15 protein-coding genes and 1 tRNA gene are annotated in these 16,586 nt (G+C 71.5%); 10 read left to right on the top strand and 6 right to left on the bottom strand.

Features of this window, described 5'->3' with window-relative positions:
• Window positions 1–61 precede the first annotated feature (61 nt).
• The 6 genes from J5Y10_RS16890 to J5Y10_RS16915 are packed head-to-tail and all read left to right on the top strand — an operon-like array spanning window position 62 to window position 6,232.
• A complete protein-coding gene (locus J5Y10_RS16890) occupies window positions 62–1,114 on the top strand; it encodes a type III polyketide synthase (RefSeq protein WP_209375198.1) in 1,053 nt (350 codons plus the stop codon).
• On the top strand, window positions 1,114–1,809 hold the full coding sequence (locus J5Y10_RS16895) for a methyltransferase domain-containing protein (protein ID WP_209375199.1): 696 nt from the start codon (window positions 1,114–1,116) through the stop codon (window positions 1,807–1,809). The genes J5Y10_RS16890 and J5Y10_RS16895 overlap by 1 nt, the downstream gene beginning before the upstream one ends.
• On the top strand, window positions 1,806–2,885 hold the full coding sequence (locus J5Y10_RS16900) for an NAD(P)/FAD-dependent oxidoreductase (RefSeq protein WP_209375200.1): 1,080 nt from the start codon (window positions 1,806–1,808) through the stop codon (window positions 2,883–2,885). Before J5Y10_RS16895 ends, J5Y10_RS16900 begins: the two co-directional genes overlap by 4 nt.
• A 43-nt stretch (window positions 2,886–2,928) precedes the next feature.
• On the top strand, window positions 2,929–4,113 hold the full coding sequence (locus J5Y10_RS16905; protein ID WP_209375201.1) for a hypothetical protein: 1,185 nt from the start codon (window positions 2,929–2,931) through the stop codon (window positions 4,111–4,113).
• A 56-nt stretch (window positions 4,114–4,169) separates the two neighbouring features.
• Window positions 4,170–5,336, top strand: a complete 1,167-nt coding sequence (locus J5Y10_RS16910) for an aminotransferase class I/II-fold pyridoxal phosphate-dependent enzyme (protein WP_209375202.1) — start codon at window positions 4,170–4,172, stop codon at window positions 5,334–5,336.
• A gap of 2 nt (window positions 5,337–5,338) precedes the next feature.
• Window positions 5,339–6,232 carry a GNAT family N-acetyltransferase gene (locus J5Y10_RS16915; protein WP_209375203.1) on the top strand — a complete coding sequence of 298 codons (894 nt, stop codon included), beginning with the start codon at window positions 5,339–5,341 and terminating at the stop codon, window positions 6,230–6,232.
• Here the strand turns inward: J5Y10_RS16915 and J5Y10_RS16920 are convergent.
• On the bottom strand, window positions 6,229–8,172 hold the full coding sequence (locus J5Y10_RS16920; RefSeq protein WP_209375204.1) for a sensor domain-containing diguanylate cyclase: 1,944 nt from the start codon (window positions 8,170–8,172) through the stop codon (window positions 6,229–6,231). The genes J5Y10_RS16915 and J5Y10_RS16920 overlap by 4 nt on opposite strands.
• A gap of 210 nt (window positions 8,173–8,382) precedes the next feature.
• Between J5Y10_RS16920 and J5Y10_RS16925 the strand changes: the two genes are divergently transcribed.
• The gene (locus tag J5Y10_RS16925) at window positions 8,383–8,712 is read left to right on the top strand and encodes a PhoD-like phosphatase N-terminal domain-containing protein (protein WP_209375205.1); all 330 of its coding nucleotides are present in this window, start codon (window positions 8,383–8,385) and stop codon (window positions 8,710–8,712) included.
• A 403-nt stretch (window positions 8,713–9,115) separates the two neighbouring features.
• Here J5Y10_RS16925 and J5Y10_RS16930 read toward each other — a convergent pair whose 3' ends face one another.
• From J5Y10_RS16930 to J5Y10_RS16950, 5 genes are all read right to left on the bottom strand, one after another.
• Entirely contained in the window at window positions 9,116–9,646 is a 531-nt protein-coding gene (locus J5Y10_RS16930) for a transposase (protein WP_209375206.1), read from the bottom strand.
• A gap of 887 nt (window positions 9,647–10,533) precedes the next feature.
• Window positions 10,534–10,623, bottom strand: a tRNA-Ser gene (locus tag J5Y10_RS16935).
• Between the two features lie 363 nt (window positions 10,624–10,986).
• Complete coding sequence (locus J5Y10_RS16940; protein ID WP_209375207.1) at window positions 10,987–12,063, bottom strand: Ldh family oxidoreductase; 1,077 nt, start codon at window positions 12,061–12,063, stop codon at window positions 10,987–10,989.
• 3 nt (window positions 12,064–12,066) lie between these two features.
• Window positions 12,067–13,062, bottom strand: coding sequence for an amidohydrolase family protein (locus J5Y10_RS16945; protein WP_209375208.1), 996 nt, complete (start codon window positions 13,060–13,062; stop codon window positions 12,067–12,069).
• 68 nt (window positions 13,063–13,130) lie between these two features.
• A complete protein-coding gene (locus tag J5Y10_RS16950) occupies window positions 13,131–13,883 on the bottom strand; it encodes a GntR family transcriptional regulator (protein WP_209375209.1) in 753 nt (250 codons plus the stop codon).
• A 151-nt stretch (window positions 13,884–14,034) separates the two neighbouring features.
• Here J5Y10_RS16950 and J5Y10_RS16955 point away from each other — a divergent pair, with 151 nt between their 5' ends.
• The 3 genes from J5Y10_RS16955 to J5Y10_RS16965 are packed head-to-tail and all read left to right on the top strand — an operon-like array spanning window position 14,035 to window position 16,521.
• Entirely contained in the window at window positions 14,035–15,009 is a 975-nt protein-coding gene (locus J5Y10_RS16955; RefSeq protein WP_209375210.1) for a Bug family tripartite tricarboxylate transporter substrate binding protein, read from the top strand.
• A gap of 52 nt (window positions 15,010–15,061) precedes the next feature.
• Entirely contained in the window at window positions 15,062–16,057 is a 996-nt protein-coding gene (locus tag J5Y10_RS16960; protein ID WP_209375211.1) for a Bug family tripartite tricarboxylate transporter substrate binding protein, read from the top strand.
• Between the two features lie 41 nt (window positions 16,058–16,098).
• Window positions 16,099–16,521 (top strand): cupin domain-containing protein, encoded by a 423-nt coding sequence (locus J5Y10_RS16965; RefSeq protein ID WP_209375212.1) that lies wholly within the window; start codon window positions 16,099–16,101, stop codon window positions 16,519–16,521.
• Window positions 16,522–16,586: the final 65 nt, after the last annotated feature.

Consider the following 16,586-nt stretch of genomic DNA (forward strand, 5'->3'; position numbering starts at 1 on the left):
CCGGCGATCTTCTGAGGCCGCACCCCTGATAATTCCTGGCGTCGTCCCGATTTGCCCGGGGATGGCCCCAGTTTTCCTCAACCGCATCGGCACGGCCACGCCGCGCCATGAGGTCCACGGCACCTTCCGCGCCTTCGCGGAAGGGCTGATCCCCGAGGGGCGGGAACGCCGCCTCTTCTCCCGCATGGCGGACCGTGCCGGCATTGCCCGCCGCTGGAGCGTGCTGGAGCCCGATGGCCGCCCGGGGCTGGTGGACGCGGAGGGCTTCTACGCCCCCGGGGGCTTCCCCTCCACCCGCGCCCGCATGGTCCGATGGGAGGCGGAGGCGCCGGCCCTGGCCTTCCGCGCGCTGGAGGCTCTGGGGCCAGTGGAAGGGATCACGCATCTCATCACCGCCTCCTGCACCGGCTTCGCCGCACCCGGGCTGGACCACGCCATCGCCGCCCGGCTGGGGCTGGAGGAGAGCGTGGCGCGCACGAATATCGGCTTCATGGGCTGTCAGGCCGCCATCGTTGCGCTACGGGCGGCCCATGATGCCGTGCGGGCGGATCCGGCCGCGCGGGTGCTGGTGGTGAACCTGGAACTCTGCACCCTGCACCTGCAGGAACGGCCGGAGGTGGAGCAGCTCCTCTGCTTCCTCCTCTTCGGCGATGGCTGCTCCGCCGCGCTCGTCAGCGCCGATCCGGAGGGGCTACGGCTGGACGGCTTCCGCTGCGCCCTGATGCCGGAGGCGAGCGAGCAGATCGCCTGGCGCGTGGCCGACAACGGTTTCGACATGGTGCTCTCCGGCGAGGTGCCAAAAAGCCTCGCCCGCGCCCTTCCGCAGCGCCTGCCGGCCCTGCTGGACGGGGCGGAGCCCGCCGCCTTCGACCTATGGGCCATCCATCCCGGCGGCCGGTCCGTGCTGGACGCGGTGGAGGAATCCTGCCGGCCGCCCCAGGGCGCGCTCGCCGCCTCCCGCGCCGTGCTGGAAGGGCACGGGAACATGTCCTCCCCCACGATCATGTTCGTGATGCGGGCGATGCTGGCGGAGCGGGAGAGGGGGCGTCGCGGCATCGCCATGGCCTTCGGCCCCGGCCTCTCGGCCGAGACGATGCGCTTCGAGACGGTGTGATGTTCCGCGCGCGGTCGGATGCGCCGGAGATCATGGACGATTCGGCGCAGAACTTCGCTGCTTTCTCCGGCGCGCTGAAGGACCTGGAGCGGATCAACCGCATGAGCCTGGCTTATCGCCCCACGCTGCGCTGGCTGGACGCGCTGGCTCGACGGGAGGGCGCGCGGCGGCTGAGCGTTCTGGATGTTGGCGCCGGCGGCGGCGACATGCTGGCGCGCGTGGCGGATTGGGGCGCGCGCCGGGGCGTGGCGGTGGAGCTGGCGGCGCTGGATCGTTCCCCCCATGCGGAGGCCCATGCGCGGGCGCGCCACCCGGACCTGACCGCGCGCTGGATCACCGCCGACCTCTTTGCGCTGGACCCGGCCGAGCGGTTCGACGTGGTGGTCTGCTCCCTCTTCGCCCATCACCTCGACGACGCCGCGCTGGTGCGCTTCCTGCGCTGGATGGAGAAGCGGGCGCGACTGGGATGGCTCGTCAGCGACCTGCACCGGCACCCGGTTCCCTGGGCGGCTGTCTGGGCGGGGGTGCGGCTGCTGCGGATGGACCCGATGGTGGTGCATGACAGCACCGTCTCCATCGTCCGCGGCTTCTCCCGCGCGGACTGGCAGGGGCTGATCGACCGCGCGGGCGTGCGCGCCGATCTGCGCTGGGCCTTCCCCTTCCGCTGGATCGTCTCCGGCCCGGGGCCGAAGTGACGGAGGTCTTGGTGATCGGCGGCGGTCCGGCCGGGGCCGCGGCGGCGATCCTCCTGGCGAGAGGCAGGGCGCGGGTGACCCTTGTGGAGCGCGAGGCGGCGGCGCGGGAGAAAGTCTGCGGCGAGTTCCTCGGGCCCGACGCCGCGGCGCTGTTGGACGGGCTGGGCCTGTCGCTGCCCGCACTGGGCGCCCTGCCCATCGAAGGGGCCCGGCTCGCGGCGGGGCGCCATGAGGCGGGCTGGAGGTTGCCCTTCGGCGCCTGGAGCCTGCCGCGCGCCGTCCTGGACGAAGCCCTCCTGGCGCTGGCCATCGAATCGGGGGCGAAGGTCCTGCGCGGCGCCGCCGTCTCCACCGCCTGGCGGGACGGGGCGGATTGGTGCGCGCGGCTTTCCGGCGGGGATCTGCTGCGCGGCGGCGCGCTGGTGCTGGCCACCGGCAAGCACGAGCTGCGCGGCCATGCCCGGCCGAAGCTGGGTGGGGCGGTCGGGCTGAAGCTGCCGTTGCAGCTTGCGGCGCCGCTGCCGGAAGCGGTGATGCTGCTTCCCTTCCGGGGCGGCTATGCCGGGCTGCAGCCCCGGCCCGGTGGCGGCGCAAATCTCTGCGCTGCTCTTCAGAGGGTGGAGGCGGCGGATTCGCGGGCGCTGCTGGCGCGCGTCTCCGCCGGCTCGGCCCGGGCGGCGGAGCTGCTGCGGGGCGCGGAGCCGCTGCTGCCACGCCCGATGGCCGTGGCCGGCGTGCCTTATGGTTTCCGCCACCGCGACGGGCCTTCGCCCGATCCGGGCCTCTATCGCGTGGGCGACCAGTTCGCGGTGGTGCCCTCGCTGGCCGGGGACGGCGTGGCCATGGCCCTGGCGGGCGGGGAGGAGGCGGCGCGGGCAATCCTGGCCGGCCGCCCCGCCCCGGCCTGCCACGCGGCGCTGGACCACCGCCTGGACCGGCCGATGCGCTGGGCCGGGCTGCTGGCGCGCGGGCTGGACCGGGCGCCGGGCGCGCTGGCGCTGGCCGCCCGCCTCTCCCCCGCCCTGGCGCGGCTGGCGGCGGCGCAAACCCGAATGCCCGGCTTCAGCGCCGCTTAACCGGTCCAGCCGCATCCTGCGCCCGCTTCAGCAGGGGGCCAGGATGGCCGGGCATGTCGTCACCTTCATCGGCGAGAACGAGAACGGCATCCTCGCCGAGCTGAACGGCGCCTTCATGCGGCGGCTGGAGCCCATGGGGCTACAGGGCCACGTCATCGACCTGCACCAGCCCGGCTGGACCGACCGCCTGCTGCCCCTGGCGCGGGACGGGATCGCCCTGGCCTGGGGCTCCGCCGGGATCGGCGCCACCCTTTCGGCCGGGGAGGGGAATCTCTGGGACATGCTGCAGGTCCCCTTCATCTCCGTCCTCGCCGATACGCCCTGCCAACTGCCGGCGAACCATCTCGTCGCCTCCCGCTGGGTGGCGAACGGCTACATGATGGAGGACTGGCTGGCGGTGCAGCGGCGCCTCATCCGCTCGCCCCAGATTTCCGCCCTGCTGCCCTTCGGCGTGCTGCCCAACCCGTTCCGGGAACGGACGCCCTGGTCCCGCCGCCCGCACCGCATGGTTTTCGTGAAGACCGGCGAGGATCCTGCCCGCCGTCGCGCGGAATGGGAGGGCTGGCCCGCCCCCCTGCGCCGCGCCCTGAACGACGCGGCTGCGGAGGCGGCGCGGCGCCCGACCGGCGACATCACCGATCTGGTGATCGAGGCGGCCCGCGCGAACGGCCTGCACCTTGAGGAGCGGCTGGAGATCCTTTTCGCGCTCGCCTTCCAGGTGGACATGCACACGCGTGCGCTGCGATCCAACGCCTTTGCCCGCGCGCTGCTGCCGCTGGACGCACTGATCATCGGCCGCGGCTGGGACCACCTGGGCGATGCGGGCGCGCGCGCGACGCTGCGCCCCGCGGTTCACGCCGCTGAGCTGCCCGCGCTTTATGCGGACACGCAGATCGTCGTCAGCACCACGCCAAACTTCGGAGGCGGCGTGCATGAGCGCGTGGCCGGCGGCTTCGCGGCGCGCGCCTGCGTCGCCTCCGACAGCAACGCCTATACCCGCGCGCATTTCGCCGAGCTTTCCGCCTTCCACGGCCTCGAATGGACGGCGCCGGATCTGACCGAGCGCATGGCGGCGATCTTTCATGACTCCGCGGACCGAGACGCGGACGCCGCGGCCGCCCTGGCCGTCGCGGAGCGCGACTTCCCGCCGGAGGCCTTTCTCCGCGCCCTGGTTGAACTGGCCGATCTCGTGCGCGCCGGAAACCGCCTGGAAAGATTCGCCGCCTAGGCTTCCCGATGCCGCCCGCCGCGCGGCACCCGATCAGGACGATCAGGAGCGTCACCATGCCCTTGGATGCGACGCGTTTCGCCGATACTGCCCGCCCGTTGGTCCTGGCACGGGGCTTTGCAGCGCCTGGTATTCCCGTGGCCCGCCCGCGCCTGCCCGCGGCCGAGGCAATCCTACCCTACCTGAGGGAGATCGATGCGAACCACTGGTACGCCAATCACGGTCTGCTCTGGCTGCGGCTGCAATCGCGCCTGGCGGCGCATTGGGGCATGGGTGGGGAGGAGGTGGCGCTGACGGCGAACGCCACACTCGCCCTGGCCCTTGCGCTGCGCGCCACGGGCGTCGCGCCCGGGCGAAAATGCCTGATGCCGGCCTGGACCTTCGTCGCCACCGCCGGCGCGGCGCGGGAGGCGGGGCTGGTGCCGCATTTCGCCGATGTGGATGCGGGCACCTGGGCTCTGGACCCGGAAGCGGTGGAGGCGCGGCCCGATCTCTGCGAGATGGGGGCCATCCTCGTCGTCGCGCCCTTCGGCCGGCCATTGGACCTGGCGCGCTGGGACGCGCTCTCGGCTCGCACCGGGGTTCCCGTGATCGTCGATGCCGCCGCCGCCTTCGATGCGCTGCGTGCAGGGGGGGCGATGGTGGTTGGCCGTGCGCCGGTGATTGTCAGCCTGCACGCGACGAAGTCCTTCGGCATCGGGGAGGGCGGGGCGGTGTTATCGCGGGACGCGGCGTGGCTGGAGCGGCTTCGGCGCCTCTCCAACTTCGGCTTCCTCGGCTCGCGCGACGCGGTGCTGGCGGGCACCAATGCGAAGATGTCGGAATACGCGGCCGCCATCGGCCTGGCCGCCATGGATGCCTGGCCGGAGACGCGGGCCGGCTGGCTCTCGATCACGCGCCACTACGCGGCTGCCCTGCAGGATGCGGGCCTCAAGGCCTCGCCGGGCTTCGGCGAGGACTGGGTCAGCGCAACGCTTTCGGTGCTTTGGTCGAGCGATGCAGCGGCGGGTGCGGCGGCGCTTGCGCGGGAAGGGATCGGGACGCTGCGCTGGTGGGGGGACGGCTGCCACGCCAATCCTGCCTATGCGGATTGCCCGCGCGATCCGCTGCCCGTCACGGAAGCGATCGCGCGCCGGGCCCTCGGCCTACCTTTCTGGCGGGACATGACGGCGACGCAGGTGGATTACATCTGCGGCGTGGCACGGCGGGCAGCGGGCGGCTGATCGTGGCGGCGCATCCCTATGCCAGCCTCGGCTACGCCGGGACCCTCGCGCATGTGGGCCGCCCGATCTGGGTGGAGCCCTGGAAGGGCGCCATGCTGCTGCGGGATGCGCCGGGGAACGCCTTGGACGCGGCCGGCCCGCACCCCTTCGGTGCGGTGGGGGAGGGGGCCGACCTGCGGGCGGGAATGGAGTTGTTGCGCGGGGCCGGTGCCGTCAGCGCGGTGCTGGTGGCGGATCCCTTGCGGACGCCAACGACGGGCGGGCTGCGTGCGGCCTTCGATATCGTCACCCCGTTCAAGACCCACTGGACGGTGGAGCGCAGCGCCGGTGCCTTCGCGCCCAGCGCGCACCATCGCGGATGCATTCGCCTGGCCAACCGGAAATGCCGGGTGCGCCCGGTCGCTCTGCGAGACCACTTGGACGAATGGTGCCGGCTCTACTGCGAGCTCACCCGGCGGCATGGCATCACCGGGATTCACGACTATCCCCGCGCCTCTTTCGAAGCCCTGGCGGAGACCGAGGGTCTGCATGCCTTTCTTGCGGCGAACACGACGGGGGAGGTGATCGGCATGCACCTCTGGGTGGATGACGGCCGCGTGGCCTACAGCCATCTGGCCGCGACGGACGCCGCGGGATACCGCGCCGGTGCGCCCTACGCCCTCTACGCAGCTGCCATCGAGAGCTTCGGCGCACATGACGCCATCGACCTGGGGGGCGGCGCCGGGCTGGCGGATGATGCGGGGGACGGTCTCGCGGGTTTCAAGCGCGGCTTCTCCAACGCGTCACGCGTCGCGCATCTCTGCGGCCGGGTTCTGGACGAGGTGGCCTATGCCCGGCTCTCGGCCGGGCATGCCACAAGGGGATATTTCCCCGCCTACCGCGCCCCTCGGCTCTAGCGTGTGCCGCTTCCGGCGCTGCGCCGGGCCTGCATCACGGTGATGGAGGGCGCCTGCACGACGCGGTTCCGCCCGGTGCGCTTGGCCTCGTAGAGCGCGGCATCGGCCGCGGCGACGAGAATGGAGGGCTCCGGCTGCGTGGCGGAGTCCGGCTGCGCCGCCGCAACGCCGATGCTCGCCGTCAACATCCCGGACTCGTTCGCCTCGTGGGCAATGCCGGCTCGCGCGATGGCGGAACGGGCCTGCTCGGCAACCTCGCGCGCGCCGGCTGCGTCGGTGACGGGAAGGATCACCGCGAACTCCTCCCCGCCGTAGCGGGCGGCAAGGTCGGCGGGGCGGCGGATCGTGGCCTCCAGGGCGCGGGCTACGGCGCGCAGCGCATCATCCCCCGCCAGGTGCCCGTAGCGGTCGTTGAACATCTTGAAGCGGTCCACGTCCAGCAGCAGCAGGGCCAGCCAAGTGCCCTCGCGCGCGGCGCGGCGCCATTCCGTCGCCAGGGCCTCGTCGAAACGGCGGCGGTTGGCCAGGCCGGTCAGTCCGTCCGTCGCGGCCAGTTCCGCCATGCGCTCCTGCATCAATCGGCGCTCCGTCACGTCACGGGAGACGGCGACGAAGCCGCCGCGCTCGGGTTCCTCGCCCGCGCGGACCTGCTGAAGGGTGGTCTCCATCCAGCCACGGCCTCCATCCGGCCGGGTGATGCGGCAGGTCACGTCCACCGGCGCGCGCGACCCGGCCGCCCCGTCCAGCGCCGACTGCAGCGCGGGGCGGTCCTCCATGTCCGCCAGTTCCGGCAGGGGGCGCCCCAGCAGCATCCGGGCTGGCACGCCGAGGAGGCGCGCCGCCGCCGGCGAGGCGTAGTGGATCCGCCCGTCAGGCCCGATGCGGGAGACCATGTCGCTCGCGTGCTCCGCCAGCAGGCGGAACTGCGCCTCGCTGTCCGCCAGGGTCCGCTCCGCCGCCCGCCGCTGGCGAGCGTGGCGGATCAGCCGACGGCCCAGGAAGGCGAGGAGGGCGGCGAGCAGGGCGGCCACGGCGATCCGCCCCAGGGCCTGCCAAGTCATGGCGCCGAGCACGTCCTGCGTCCCCCGGCCGACCAGCACGGTCAGCGGAAAGCGCTCTCCGCTCCAGTAGGCGCCGATGCGGTCCACCCCGTCGATCGGAGAGACGAAGTGGAAGCGCCCGGATTCGCGCTTCGCCACGGAGTCCCGCAGCGGCGTCCGGTTCAGGATGGGAGCGCCGAGCGCCGCCTCGTCGGCGGGCGTGCGTGCGAGGACCCTTCCGTCGTCGCGGACGAGGGTGATGGAGCCGTGTTCCCCGAGGTCGAACCCCACGAAGCCTCGCGCCACGGCGCCGATTTCCATGGCCGCGACGACCACGCCGCCGAACCGGCCATCGCGGTTCCGAAAGCGGCGCGAGAGGGTGACCACCCATTGCCCGTCCAGCCGGCTCCGCACGGCGGTGCCGAGGCGGGGGGCGGGGGAGGGATCTTCCCGGTGCAGGCGGAAATAGTCCCGGTCGGCGATGCCGATGCCCTGCGTTGGCGACTCGTAGGAGCTGAGCAGCAGCGCCCCATCGGCCCCGTAGACGGAGAAGTTCCGCAGTTCCGGCTGGTTGTCGAGCTGCCTGCGCATGAGGCGGGAGAGCTGGCCGAGACTGGCCGGGCCGGCGCCATCGGCTTCCAGTTGCTCCACCATGCTCACCAGGGCGACGTCCGCCATCGCGAAGTCACCCTCGGCGTCCCGGACGAGGGAGTGGGCGAGGTTGGAGGAGGCTGTCCGCACCTCTTCGATCCGCTGCTCACGGCCCGACCATTCGTGCCAAGCCGTCAGCGGGACCAGCAACGCGCTGGCGCCGAAGAGTAGGGCGTAGGCGATGGTGACGGTCCGGGGTGGACGTTCCGGGCTGGCCGAGGCCGGGGCGAGGACAGTCAAGGCTGACAAGGCGGCTCCCCTCGCGGTCTGATCCGACAGGCTGCTCCCTTGCGGGAGGGCCAGCAGGGCGACGTTCGCCCTATCAACGCGACCGATGCTGCGGATTTTCTATCTGAGGTTGCATCTACGGGATGGCACAAGGAAATCGGGATGTCACCCCACCCGGCGCGTCGGTGGTGTAAGCGGGAAACCACGGACTAACCGGAACAGCGGACGAGGATGTCGGTACAAGGGCTTCTGCTCCTGCGCCGCGGGGTTCTCGCCCTGCCGGGACTGACGCTGCTGGGCCATGCCCGCGCCCGGGCCGCGCAGGGAGGCCCGTTCAGCCTCGGTATCGCTTCCGGCGAGCCCGCACCGGATGGATTCGTGCTCTGGACCCGGCTCGCCTTCGACTGGCGCGGCGGCGGCATTGCCGCGCGCGCCGTGCCCGTGGACTGGGTGGTGGCGCGGGACGAAGCGCTGCGCGACGTGGTGCGGCGGGGCCAGGCGGTGGCGACGCCGCGACGCTACGTGGTGAAGGCGGGGCGGACCGCGCTTCCGCCGGGGTAGGGCGTGGCCTGGTCCGCCTCCGGTGCCGCGGGCGCGGCATGGGGTGCCATCTCCACGTCCAGCGGCACCGCCCGGGCGACGAAGAACTCGGTCAGGTCGAGCAGGAAGTCCCTCGCCAGCCCCGGGCCCGCCCGGTCCGCCTACCCCGCTGTTTCCTGGCGAAGCTTTGCGGCGCCGTCCACACCGTTGCCCGGTTCAATTCGGTGGAACGCTTCCGGAATGGGCGGAACGGTTCTCTGCCCCGTGGATCGACTCCCGGTCCACGTTCGCGGAACAAGAAATCCCGGAAGTACGGCGCCGGGCGTTCCTCACCTTCCGCAGCGACTGGAGCGAGCCGGAGCGCCGGCACGGTACCGCTCATCTGTTTGAGACACGGTTGCGGGGGTCAATGTGAGGACAAGGCTCAGTCTTTGATGGGTTGATCAGGCTGCAGCGACGGTGTCGGGCGTATTAACGGCGTTGAAGGTGTTGAGGATGGCGCAGCGGATCTGAATCTCGGCAACCTGACGGGCGGGGCCGCGGGGCGAGAGGCGCTTGAGGCGTGCGATGACGAGGTGCAAGGGGCCGCCCGGGCGCAGTAGGATACCTCGACGGTCAGGTCGTTCTGCCGTCGTGAGAGGTTGCTGTCGTGCGGCGCCTTCCAGTCCAGGCCCGCAAGCCTCCCACCCGGCTCCGGGGCCGCCCGCAGCAGCAGCTGATACAGCACCTTCAGCGTCAGCACCGTCTGGATCGCCGCGTCCGTGTAGACGCGAGAACGGCCGCGCCTGCCCGTGCCTTCCGAGGCGTGTCCGGCCATTGCGTATCCAGGACTACCGGCAGCTTTGTGCAACAACGCCGAATTGTCCCATTTCTCGGGCGGGATCTGGATGAAGATCCGCGCCACCAGCATGAGCACCAGCAGAAGGGACGAGGTGACAGTGACGATGCGCTGCACGATGCCCGGCCAGGAGGCCAGATCGGATCGGCAGTAGCCGCAAGGGGGCCAGGCACTTCACATTTTCTTGATTTTCGATTGAGAACGACTTAACGCTGACGAAGGCGATCCCAGGCCCTGAGGGGTGCAGATCCAACGAGGGCGGTAGGCCGCATCAACGAGGGCGCTTTGATGAGGTGCGAACCGACTTCGTCTCGCGAAGCGCGAGAGGAGATTGATCTGCTGCTGACGGATCTGGTTGCCCGCTTCAATGGAGCGGACTTGCCCAGATACGTGCTGCGAGATGTCGGACTGGTGCTGATCGCAGAACTGGCCCCGCCGAGCGAAATGAAGGCTCGTCTTGCAGCCTGGCGGGATCGCTGGCGGGACACGGTGCGGATGGAAGCCATGCCCATGAGGAAGTGCGCCTAGGGGCGCCTGACCGCAGCGTCTGATCGGGCTGAGGCAGTCAATCTGGGCTTGCCCGGGCTGGTGTCAGCCCACATCACACCTCGGTCCATCGGGCTCGGATCGGCGATCAAGAAATATCGCGGAAGCTCGCCATCTCGTTCCGGACTCGAATTTGCGAGGCCCCGTGCGGGCCTCAACTGCCGCGGCGCTGGCGAAAGGATCTCCCACGCGTCTGGAAGTTCCCGCAGCCTTGCTGGGCATGACCTTCAGCGAGAGCCCGTCACCGTCTGCCCGGGGGAACTTGGCGCGCTTCTCGGCAGCTTCGAACTCCCGATCCCCGAGCATGGCCGCCCTCCGTCGCCCGGTTGCTTCCCCTCTCGTTCATGCGCCGGGGTGGAAAAGGAAGAATCGAGACCCCTACGACCCTCTGCAGGGCACGGAGCCACCCGGGTTATAGGACTTGGCGGGAAGGGGAAGGATGTAGGGGCAACGGAAAGTGGCGGAGAGGGTGGGATTCGAACCCACGGTAGGGTTGCCCCTACTCCGGTTTTCGAGACCGGCCCAATCGGCCACTCTGGCACCTCTCCGGACCGTGCCGGAGGCCCGTCCTACCGAGGGCGCGAGTGCCTCGTCAAGGCCGGCACTGGCCCGCGACCTGCGAGTGTCGGCTTTACCCAGTCCCGGAGGACTCGGAGGCCGTGGCGCTCTGTCGTGCTGGCGGTCGCGGCTGGGCAGGGAACTGCACGGGCTTTTCGGATTCCGACAGAGGTCGCCAGCTCGTCAGGAATGCCCTTCGGAGCTGCCTCCGCTAGGTGTTCGAGGAAGACGGAAACGCGCGTTCATTAGCGGCGCGGCCGCCGGGGCGTCCACGGCCGAACGGGATCAGCCCGCCGGGCAGAGAAAGGCCGATCCGCAAAGCGGGTTCGTGAGCGGGGTGGCGGTGGATCGGGTCAGCGCGCTACCAGCGACGCCACGCCGGCCTCGGCGGCCAGCCGGTCGAGTTGCGCGACGAGGGCCGCGGGCAGGGCGACACCCCGCGCGGCACGCTCCCGCCGCCGCTCACCCCGCAACTCGCCCGGCGTGCGGATGCGATCCACCCCGGGCAGGCGCGCGGAGTTCCGCAGGTCTTCCAGGTGGCGCCGCACCTCCGCCTGGAAGGCTGCCGGGTCTAGGAAGCGCGAGACGTCGAGCGCGATGAGCACGTGGCCCGTCTCCGTCACCGTGCGCTCGTCGGCGTTGAAGTCCACCACGTCGCGCCCGAAGGCGGCGCGGTTCAGCGGCCCGGCCAACAGGCCGAGCACCAGGGCCAGCCCGCTGCCCTTGTAGCCGCCGACGGGAAGCAGGATGCCCTCGTGGCTGCGCTTCGGGTCGGTCAGCGGCTCACCGGTGCGGGCGTCGATCATCCAGCCCTCCGGCATCGGCTTGCCGCGCATGGCGTGGCCCTTCACGGTGCCGTAGGAGACGACTGTCGTGGCCATGTCGAGCACGACGGGATCGTCCTCCCCCATGGGCATGGCGATCGCCAGCGGGTTCGTGCCCAGCAGCGACTCCGTGCCGCCCCAGGGGGCCATGTGGTTGGCGCTGGCCACCACCGTGTAGATGCCGATCATCCCCGCCGTGAGCGGCAGGCAGGCATGCACCGCGCCCGATCCGGCATGGTTGGAGCGGCGCGCGCCCACCCAGGCGATGCCGCTCTCCCGTGCGATGGCGATCGCCGTCTCGCCCGCCTTCGACATCACCAGGTGGCCGGGGCCGTTATCGCCCTCCACCATCGCCACGGCCGGCGCCAGGCGGCGCACCGCGATCTCCGGCCGCGGGTTCATGCCGCCCGCCCGCATCCGGCGCAGGTACTGCGGCAGGCGGAAGATGCCGTGGGCGTCGGCGCCGGTCAGGTCCGCCTCCACCATCAGCTCGGCGACGCGCCGCGCCTCCTCCGCCCGCATGCCCGCGGCGGCCAGCACCTCGGCCGCGAAGCCGACCAGCACCGCCGCGCCGTGCCGGGGCGCCCCGGCCTCCTCCTCCCCCACGGCTCAGCCCTCCAGCCCGAGGAGGCGCCGGACATTGCCCGAGAGGATGGCGTCCCGCGCCGCAGGGTCCGCGATCGCCTCCTCCACCTCTTCCACACCCCGGGTCGTGCCCATGTCGAAGGGGTAGTCGGTGCCGAAGAGGATCCGTTCCGGCCCGACCTCCTCCAGCAGGAAGCGCAGGGGGCCGGGCGCGTGGGTGATGCTGTCGTAGAACAGCCGGTCCAGGCTCTCGGCCGGATCGCCCTTCAGCCGCGCCTTCGGTTCCGGCCGCACGCGCCAGCCGTGGCGGAAGCGGCCGGCCTGGAAGGGCACGAAGCCGCCGGCATGGGAGAGGAGGAAGCGGATGCGCGGGTGCCGCTCGATCACCCCGCCGAAGACGAGGGAGGCCGCGGCGATCGTTGTCTCCAGCGGATTCCCGATGAGGTTGGTGAGGTAGTAGCCGCGCATCCGCTCGGCCGCGACGACCTTGTGCGGGTGCACGAGCACGAGCAGCCCGTGGCGGTCCGCCACTTCCCACACCGCGTCCAGCGCGGGATCGTCCAGGTTCCGCCCGGCGATGTTGGAGCCGAGATGCAGGCCGCGCAGCCCGTGCGCCGTCACGGCCCGCTCCAGCGTGGCGGCGGCGCGGGCGGGGTCCTGCATCGGGGCGGTGGCGAGGCCGATGAAGCGGTCGGGATGCTCGCGGCAGAGCGCGCCGATCGACTCGTTCTGGATCTCGGACACCGTGTCCGCCCCGCCCGCATCCGCCTCGTAGAGGAAGGTGTGGGGAATGTTGCAGACCACGTGCATGTCCACCCGCTGTCTGGTCATGTCAGCGAAGCGACGCTCCAGGTCCCAGGCCGCGCGGGGGAAGGGGTTCTGCCGGACATCCAGGATCTCGAGGATTCCCGCCTCGTCGTCCAGCCGCGTCAGGCGCGGCGCCAGGCCGGGAACGGCGCCGGCGATGGCCGCGATCATGGCCTCCGTAAGGATGTGCGTGTGCGCGTCGATCACTGCCATGGCGATCCCCTCGTCGCGGTCTCGTGCCGCCGTCCTATGACGTTATAGGACGAATGCTTCCGGCCCGGTCAAGGCCGCACGGGACGGACCTCGCCCCGGCGCAGCGTGCGCGTGAAGGAGAAGCTGTCTGCGCGGTAATAGGTCCGCGCGCACTCGATCGCCTGCCCGACGGCATCGGCGGCCACGCGCTCGGTCATGACCAGCGGCTCGTGCTCGGCGATCGCCAGCAGCCCCGCGCGGAAGGAATCGGCCCGGATCACCTCGATCCGCTCCTGCGCCTCCCGCGCGACGAGGCCGAAAACCTCCTCCAGCACAAGATGCAGGGGCGGCGAGAGATCGGCGCTCAGCAGATCCGGCGCCAGGGCTGCCGGCACGAAGCTTGTGCGGATCGCGACGGGCCCGCCGTCACGGTCCAGGACCCGGCGGAGCTTGTGCACCGGCGCATCGGCCGCGATCCCCAGGCGGGAGGCCACCCAGTTCGGTGCCGGCACCGTTTCCGCCGCGTGGACGCGCATCTTGCCCGACGACGCCTCGTCGAAGGCGCTGGCCAGGAAGTGTCCGGGCTTCTGTAGGGGCGCCTCGCGCCGGGCCAGCCGCACGAAGGTGCCTCGGCCCTGCTGGCGGTGCAGCAGCCCCTCATCCACGAGGGAGGTGACGGCTTGGCGCACCGTGATCCGGGACAGGCCGTAGCGCTGCCCCAACTCCGCCTCCGTCGGGATGCGGTCACCGGGGCCGAGATCGAAGGTGACGAGGTCGCGCAGCGCGTGCTTCAGCTGCAGCCAGCGGGGGATGGCCGGGCCACCGCGCATGGGCCGCAGCACGGGCGGGCCATCACTCCCGGACCTCTCGCCCGCCGGTACCTGCCCTGACTTCATCCACCCGCATCCACGCGCTTGACAAGGGGCACGATGGATAGGTCATGTATCGTCATAACACAATTGGGCGCGGACCACCGCGGCCGGAGGAAACACGATGGCGGGCAGGGTGCGCCGGTGGCTTCTGGCCGTCGCGGTGACGGCTCTCTCGGCGGGCGGGGCGGCGGCGCAGGCGGCCTATCCCGACCGGCCCATCCGGGTGATCGAGCCGCTGGCGGCCGGCAGCGCCGTGGACGTTGTCGTCCGCATCGTGGCCGAAGGCATGGGCGACCTGCTGGGCCAACGCCTGGTGATCGAGAACCAGACCGGCGCCTCCGGCCTCGCGGGCATGCGGACCGGGGCGCGGGCCGCGCCGGACGGCTACACCCTGCTCGCCGTCAATGACGCGGTCGTCACCGCGCTGCCCAACATCCATCCTGCGGCCGGCTACGACCCGCTGAAGGACTTGGCGCCGGTCGGCCAGATCGTGCGGATCCGCTGGGGGCTGGTCGCGCACCCCTCGGCGCCCGCGCGGGACCTGGCGGGGATGATCGCCGCGGCCCGCGCCCGGCCGGGCGGGATCGACTTCGCCTCCGGCGGCGCCGGCAGCCCGCAGCACATCGCCATGGAGATGCTGCTGCGCGCGGCGGGCGTGCGGATGAACCACATCTCCTACCGCGGCGCGACGCCGGCCCTTGTCGCCGTCACGGCGGGCGAGGTGCCCTACGGCTTCTTCGGGCTGCCCACGCCCAACGCCTACGTGCGCGACGGACAGCTCCGCATGCTCGCCACCGCCGGCCCCGCGCGGATCGAATCCTTCCCGGACACGCCGACGGTCGCCGAGACCCTGCCCGGCTTCAGCTTCTTCACCTGGGGCGCCTTCCTCGCCCCCGCCGGCACGCCGCCCGCGATCATCGCGCGCCTGAACGCGGCGCTGCGCGACACGCTGGCGATGCCGGCGGTGCGGAGCCGGCTGGAAGGGCTGGGTTACGAGGTGGTCGGCAATACGCCGGAGGCCTTCGGCACGGCGCTGGCCCAGGATTACGCGAGGATGGGCGAGATCGTCCGCGCAGCGGGCATCCGCATGGAATAGCGCGTCGCCCCAGAAACGGCCGGAGAGCCGAGATCGTCGGGAGGAACCAGATATGTCCAGGACCACACGCCGCCTCCTGCTCGGCGCCGCCGGGCTGGCGGGACTTTCAGTTCCGGGACTGCCGCGCGCGGCTCGCGCCCAATCCTGGCCATCCCGCCCGGTGCGGCTGATCGTCCCGCTCGTGCCCGGCGGCACCACCGACCTGATCGCGCGGGTGATTGCCGATCCGTTGTCGAAGCTGATCGGCGGCAACGTGGTCGTCGAGAACCGGCCGGGCGCGAATGGCTGGATCGCCAATGACTACGTCATGCGCGAGCGCCCCGATGGGCACACGCTGATCGTCAACAACGTGTCCACCCACGCGATCAACTCGGCCATGGCGGGGCCGGACCGGGCCCTGGTGCCCTCCCGCGGGCTGGCCCCGATCACCAACCTGATCGAGGCACCGCAGTTCTTCCTCGCCCCGGCGGACTTTCCCGCTACCTCCCTCTCCGACTTCGTCGCGCGCGCCAAGGCCAGTTCCCGGCCGCTCGTCTACGCCTCGGCCGGCGTTGGGTCCTACCAGCACATCGACCTCGAGACCTTCGCCAGGCGCGCGGGCATCAGCCTGGTCCACCTGCCGCTTCGCGGTGCGGGGGAGATCGTGCCGGTCCTGCTGCGCGGCGACGCGCAGATCACCGAGTTCAACGTTTCCGCGGCGGCGCCGCATATCGAGGCCGGGCGCATGCGGCCCCTGGCGGTCGTCGCGCGCGGGCGCCTTTCCGCCTACCCGGACACGCCGACCACGGTGGAGGCGGGTTTCCCGGATCTCGTCACCACCCTTTGGAACGGCCTCTTCGCGCCGGCCGGCACGCCTGCCCCTCTCATCGCCACGCTGCACCGCCATGTCGTGGCCATCCTGCGCGATCCGGACGTGGTGGCCGCCCTGGATCGCCAGGCCGTGCGCACGACGCCGAGCGACAGCCCGGAGGCCTTCGGCTCCTACCTGGCGGAGGATGTCGCACGCTGGAGCGCGCTGACGCACGAGTTTAATATCCAGCTCAACTGAGCGGCGCCGCCGGCGTCGGAACGAGAGAGGATGATCGACGGATGACCACCGCGAGCAGCAAGGGCGTCGTGCTCTATCCCAGCGAGATGACGGCCTATGAGCGCGGTGGCGGGGCCAAGACCATTCCCCTCGTCACGCCCGGTATCGGCGCCAGGAGCTTCCTCAACGGCATGACAATCTTCGCGCCCGGCGCGTCCATCCCGCTGCACTCCCACAATTGCGAGGAAAGCGTGCTGCTGCTGGAGGGCAATGCCATCGCCGAGATCGACGGCGAGCGGCACGAGGTGAAGGCCGGCGACATCTCCTGGATCCCCGAGGGCGTGCCGCACCGCTTCATCAACGCGTCCAAGACCGAGGGCATGCGGATCCTCTGGACCTACGCCCGGATCGACGCCACCCGGACCCTGATCGAGACCGGCGACACCCGCCCCGTGCTGGCCGAGCACACCAAGCCGGCGGCCTGAAGCGTGGGATAGGCTGGGCAGGGGCCGCGCATCCGGGATGTGTCCGGCCTTGGGGTAGCGCGCCA

The sequence above is a fragment of the Roseomonas indoligenes genome, from assembly GCF_017813365.1.
GTDB lineage: Bacteria > Pseudomonadota > Alphaproteobacteria > Acetobacterales > Acetobacteraceae > Roseomonas > Roseomonas indoligenes.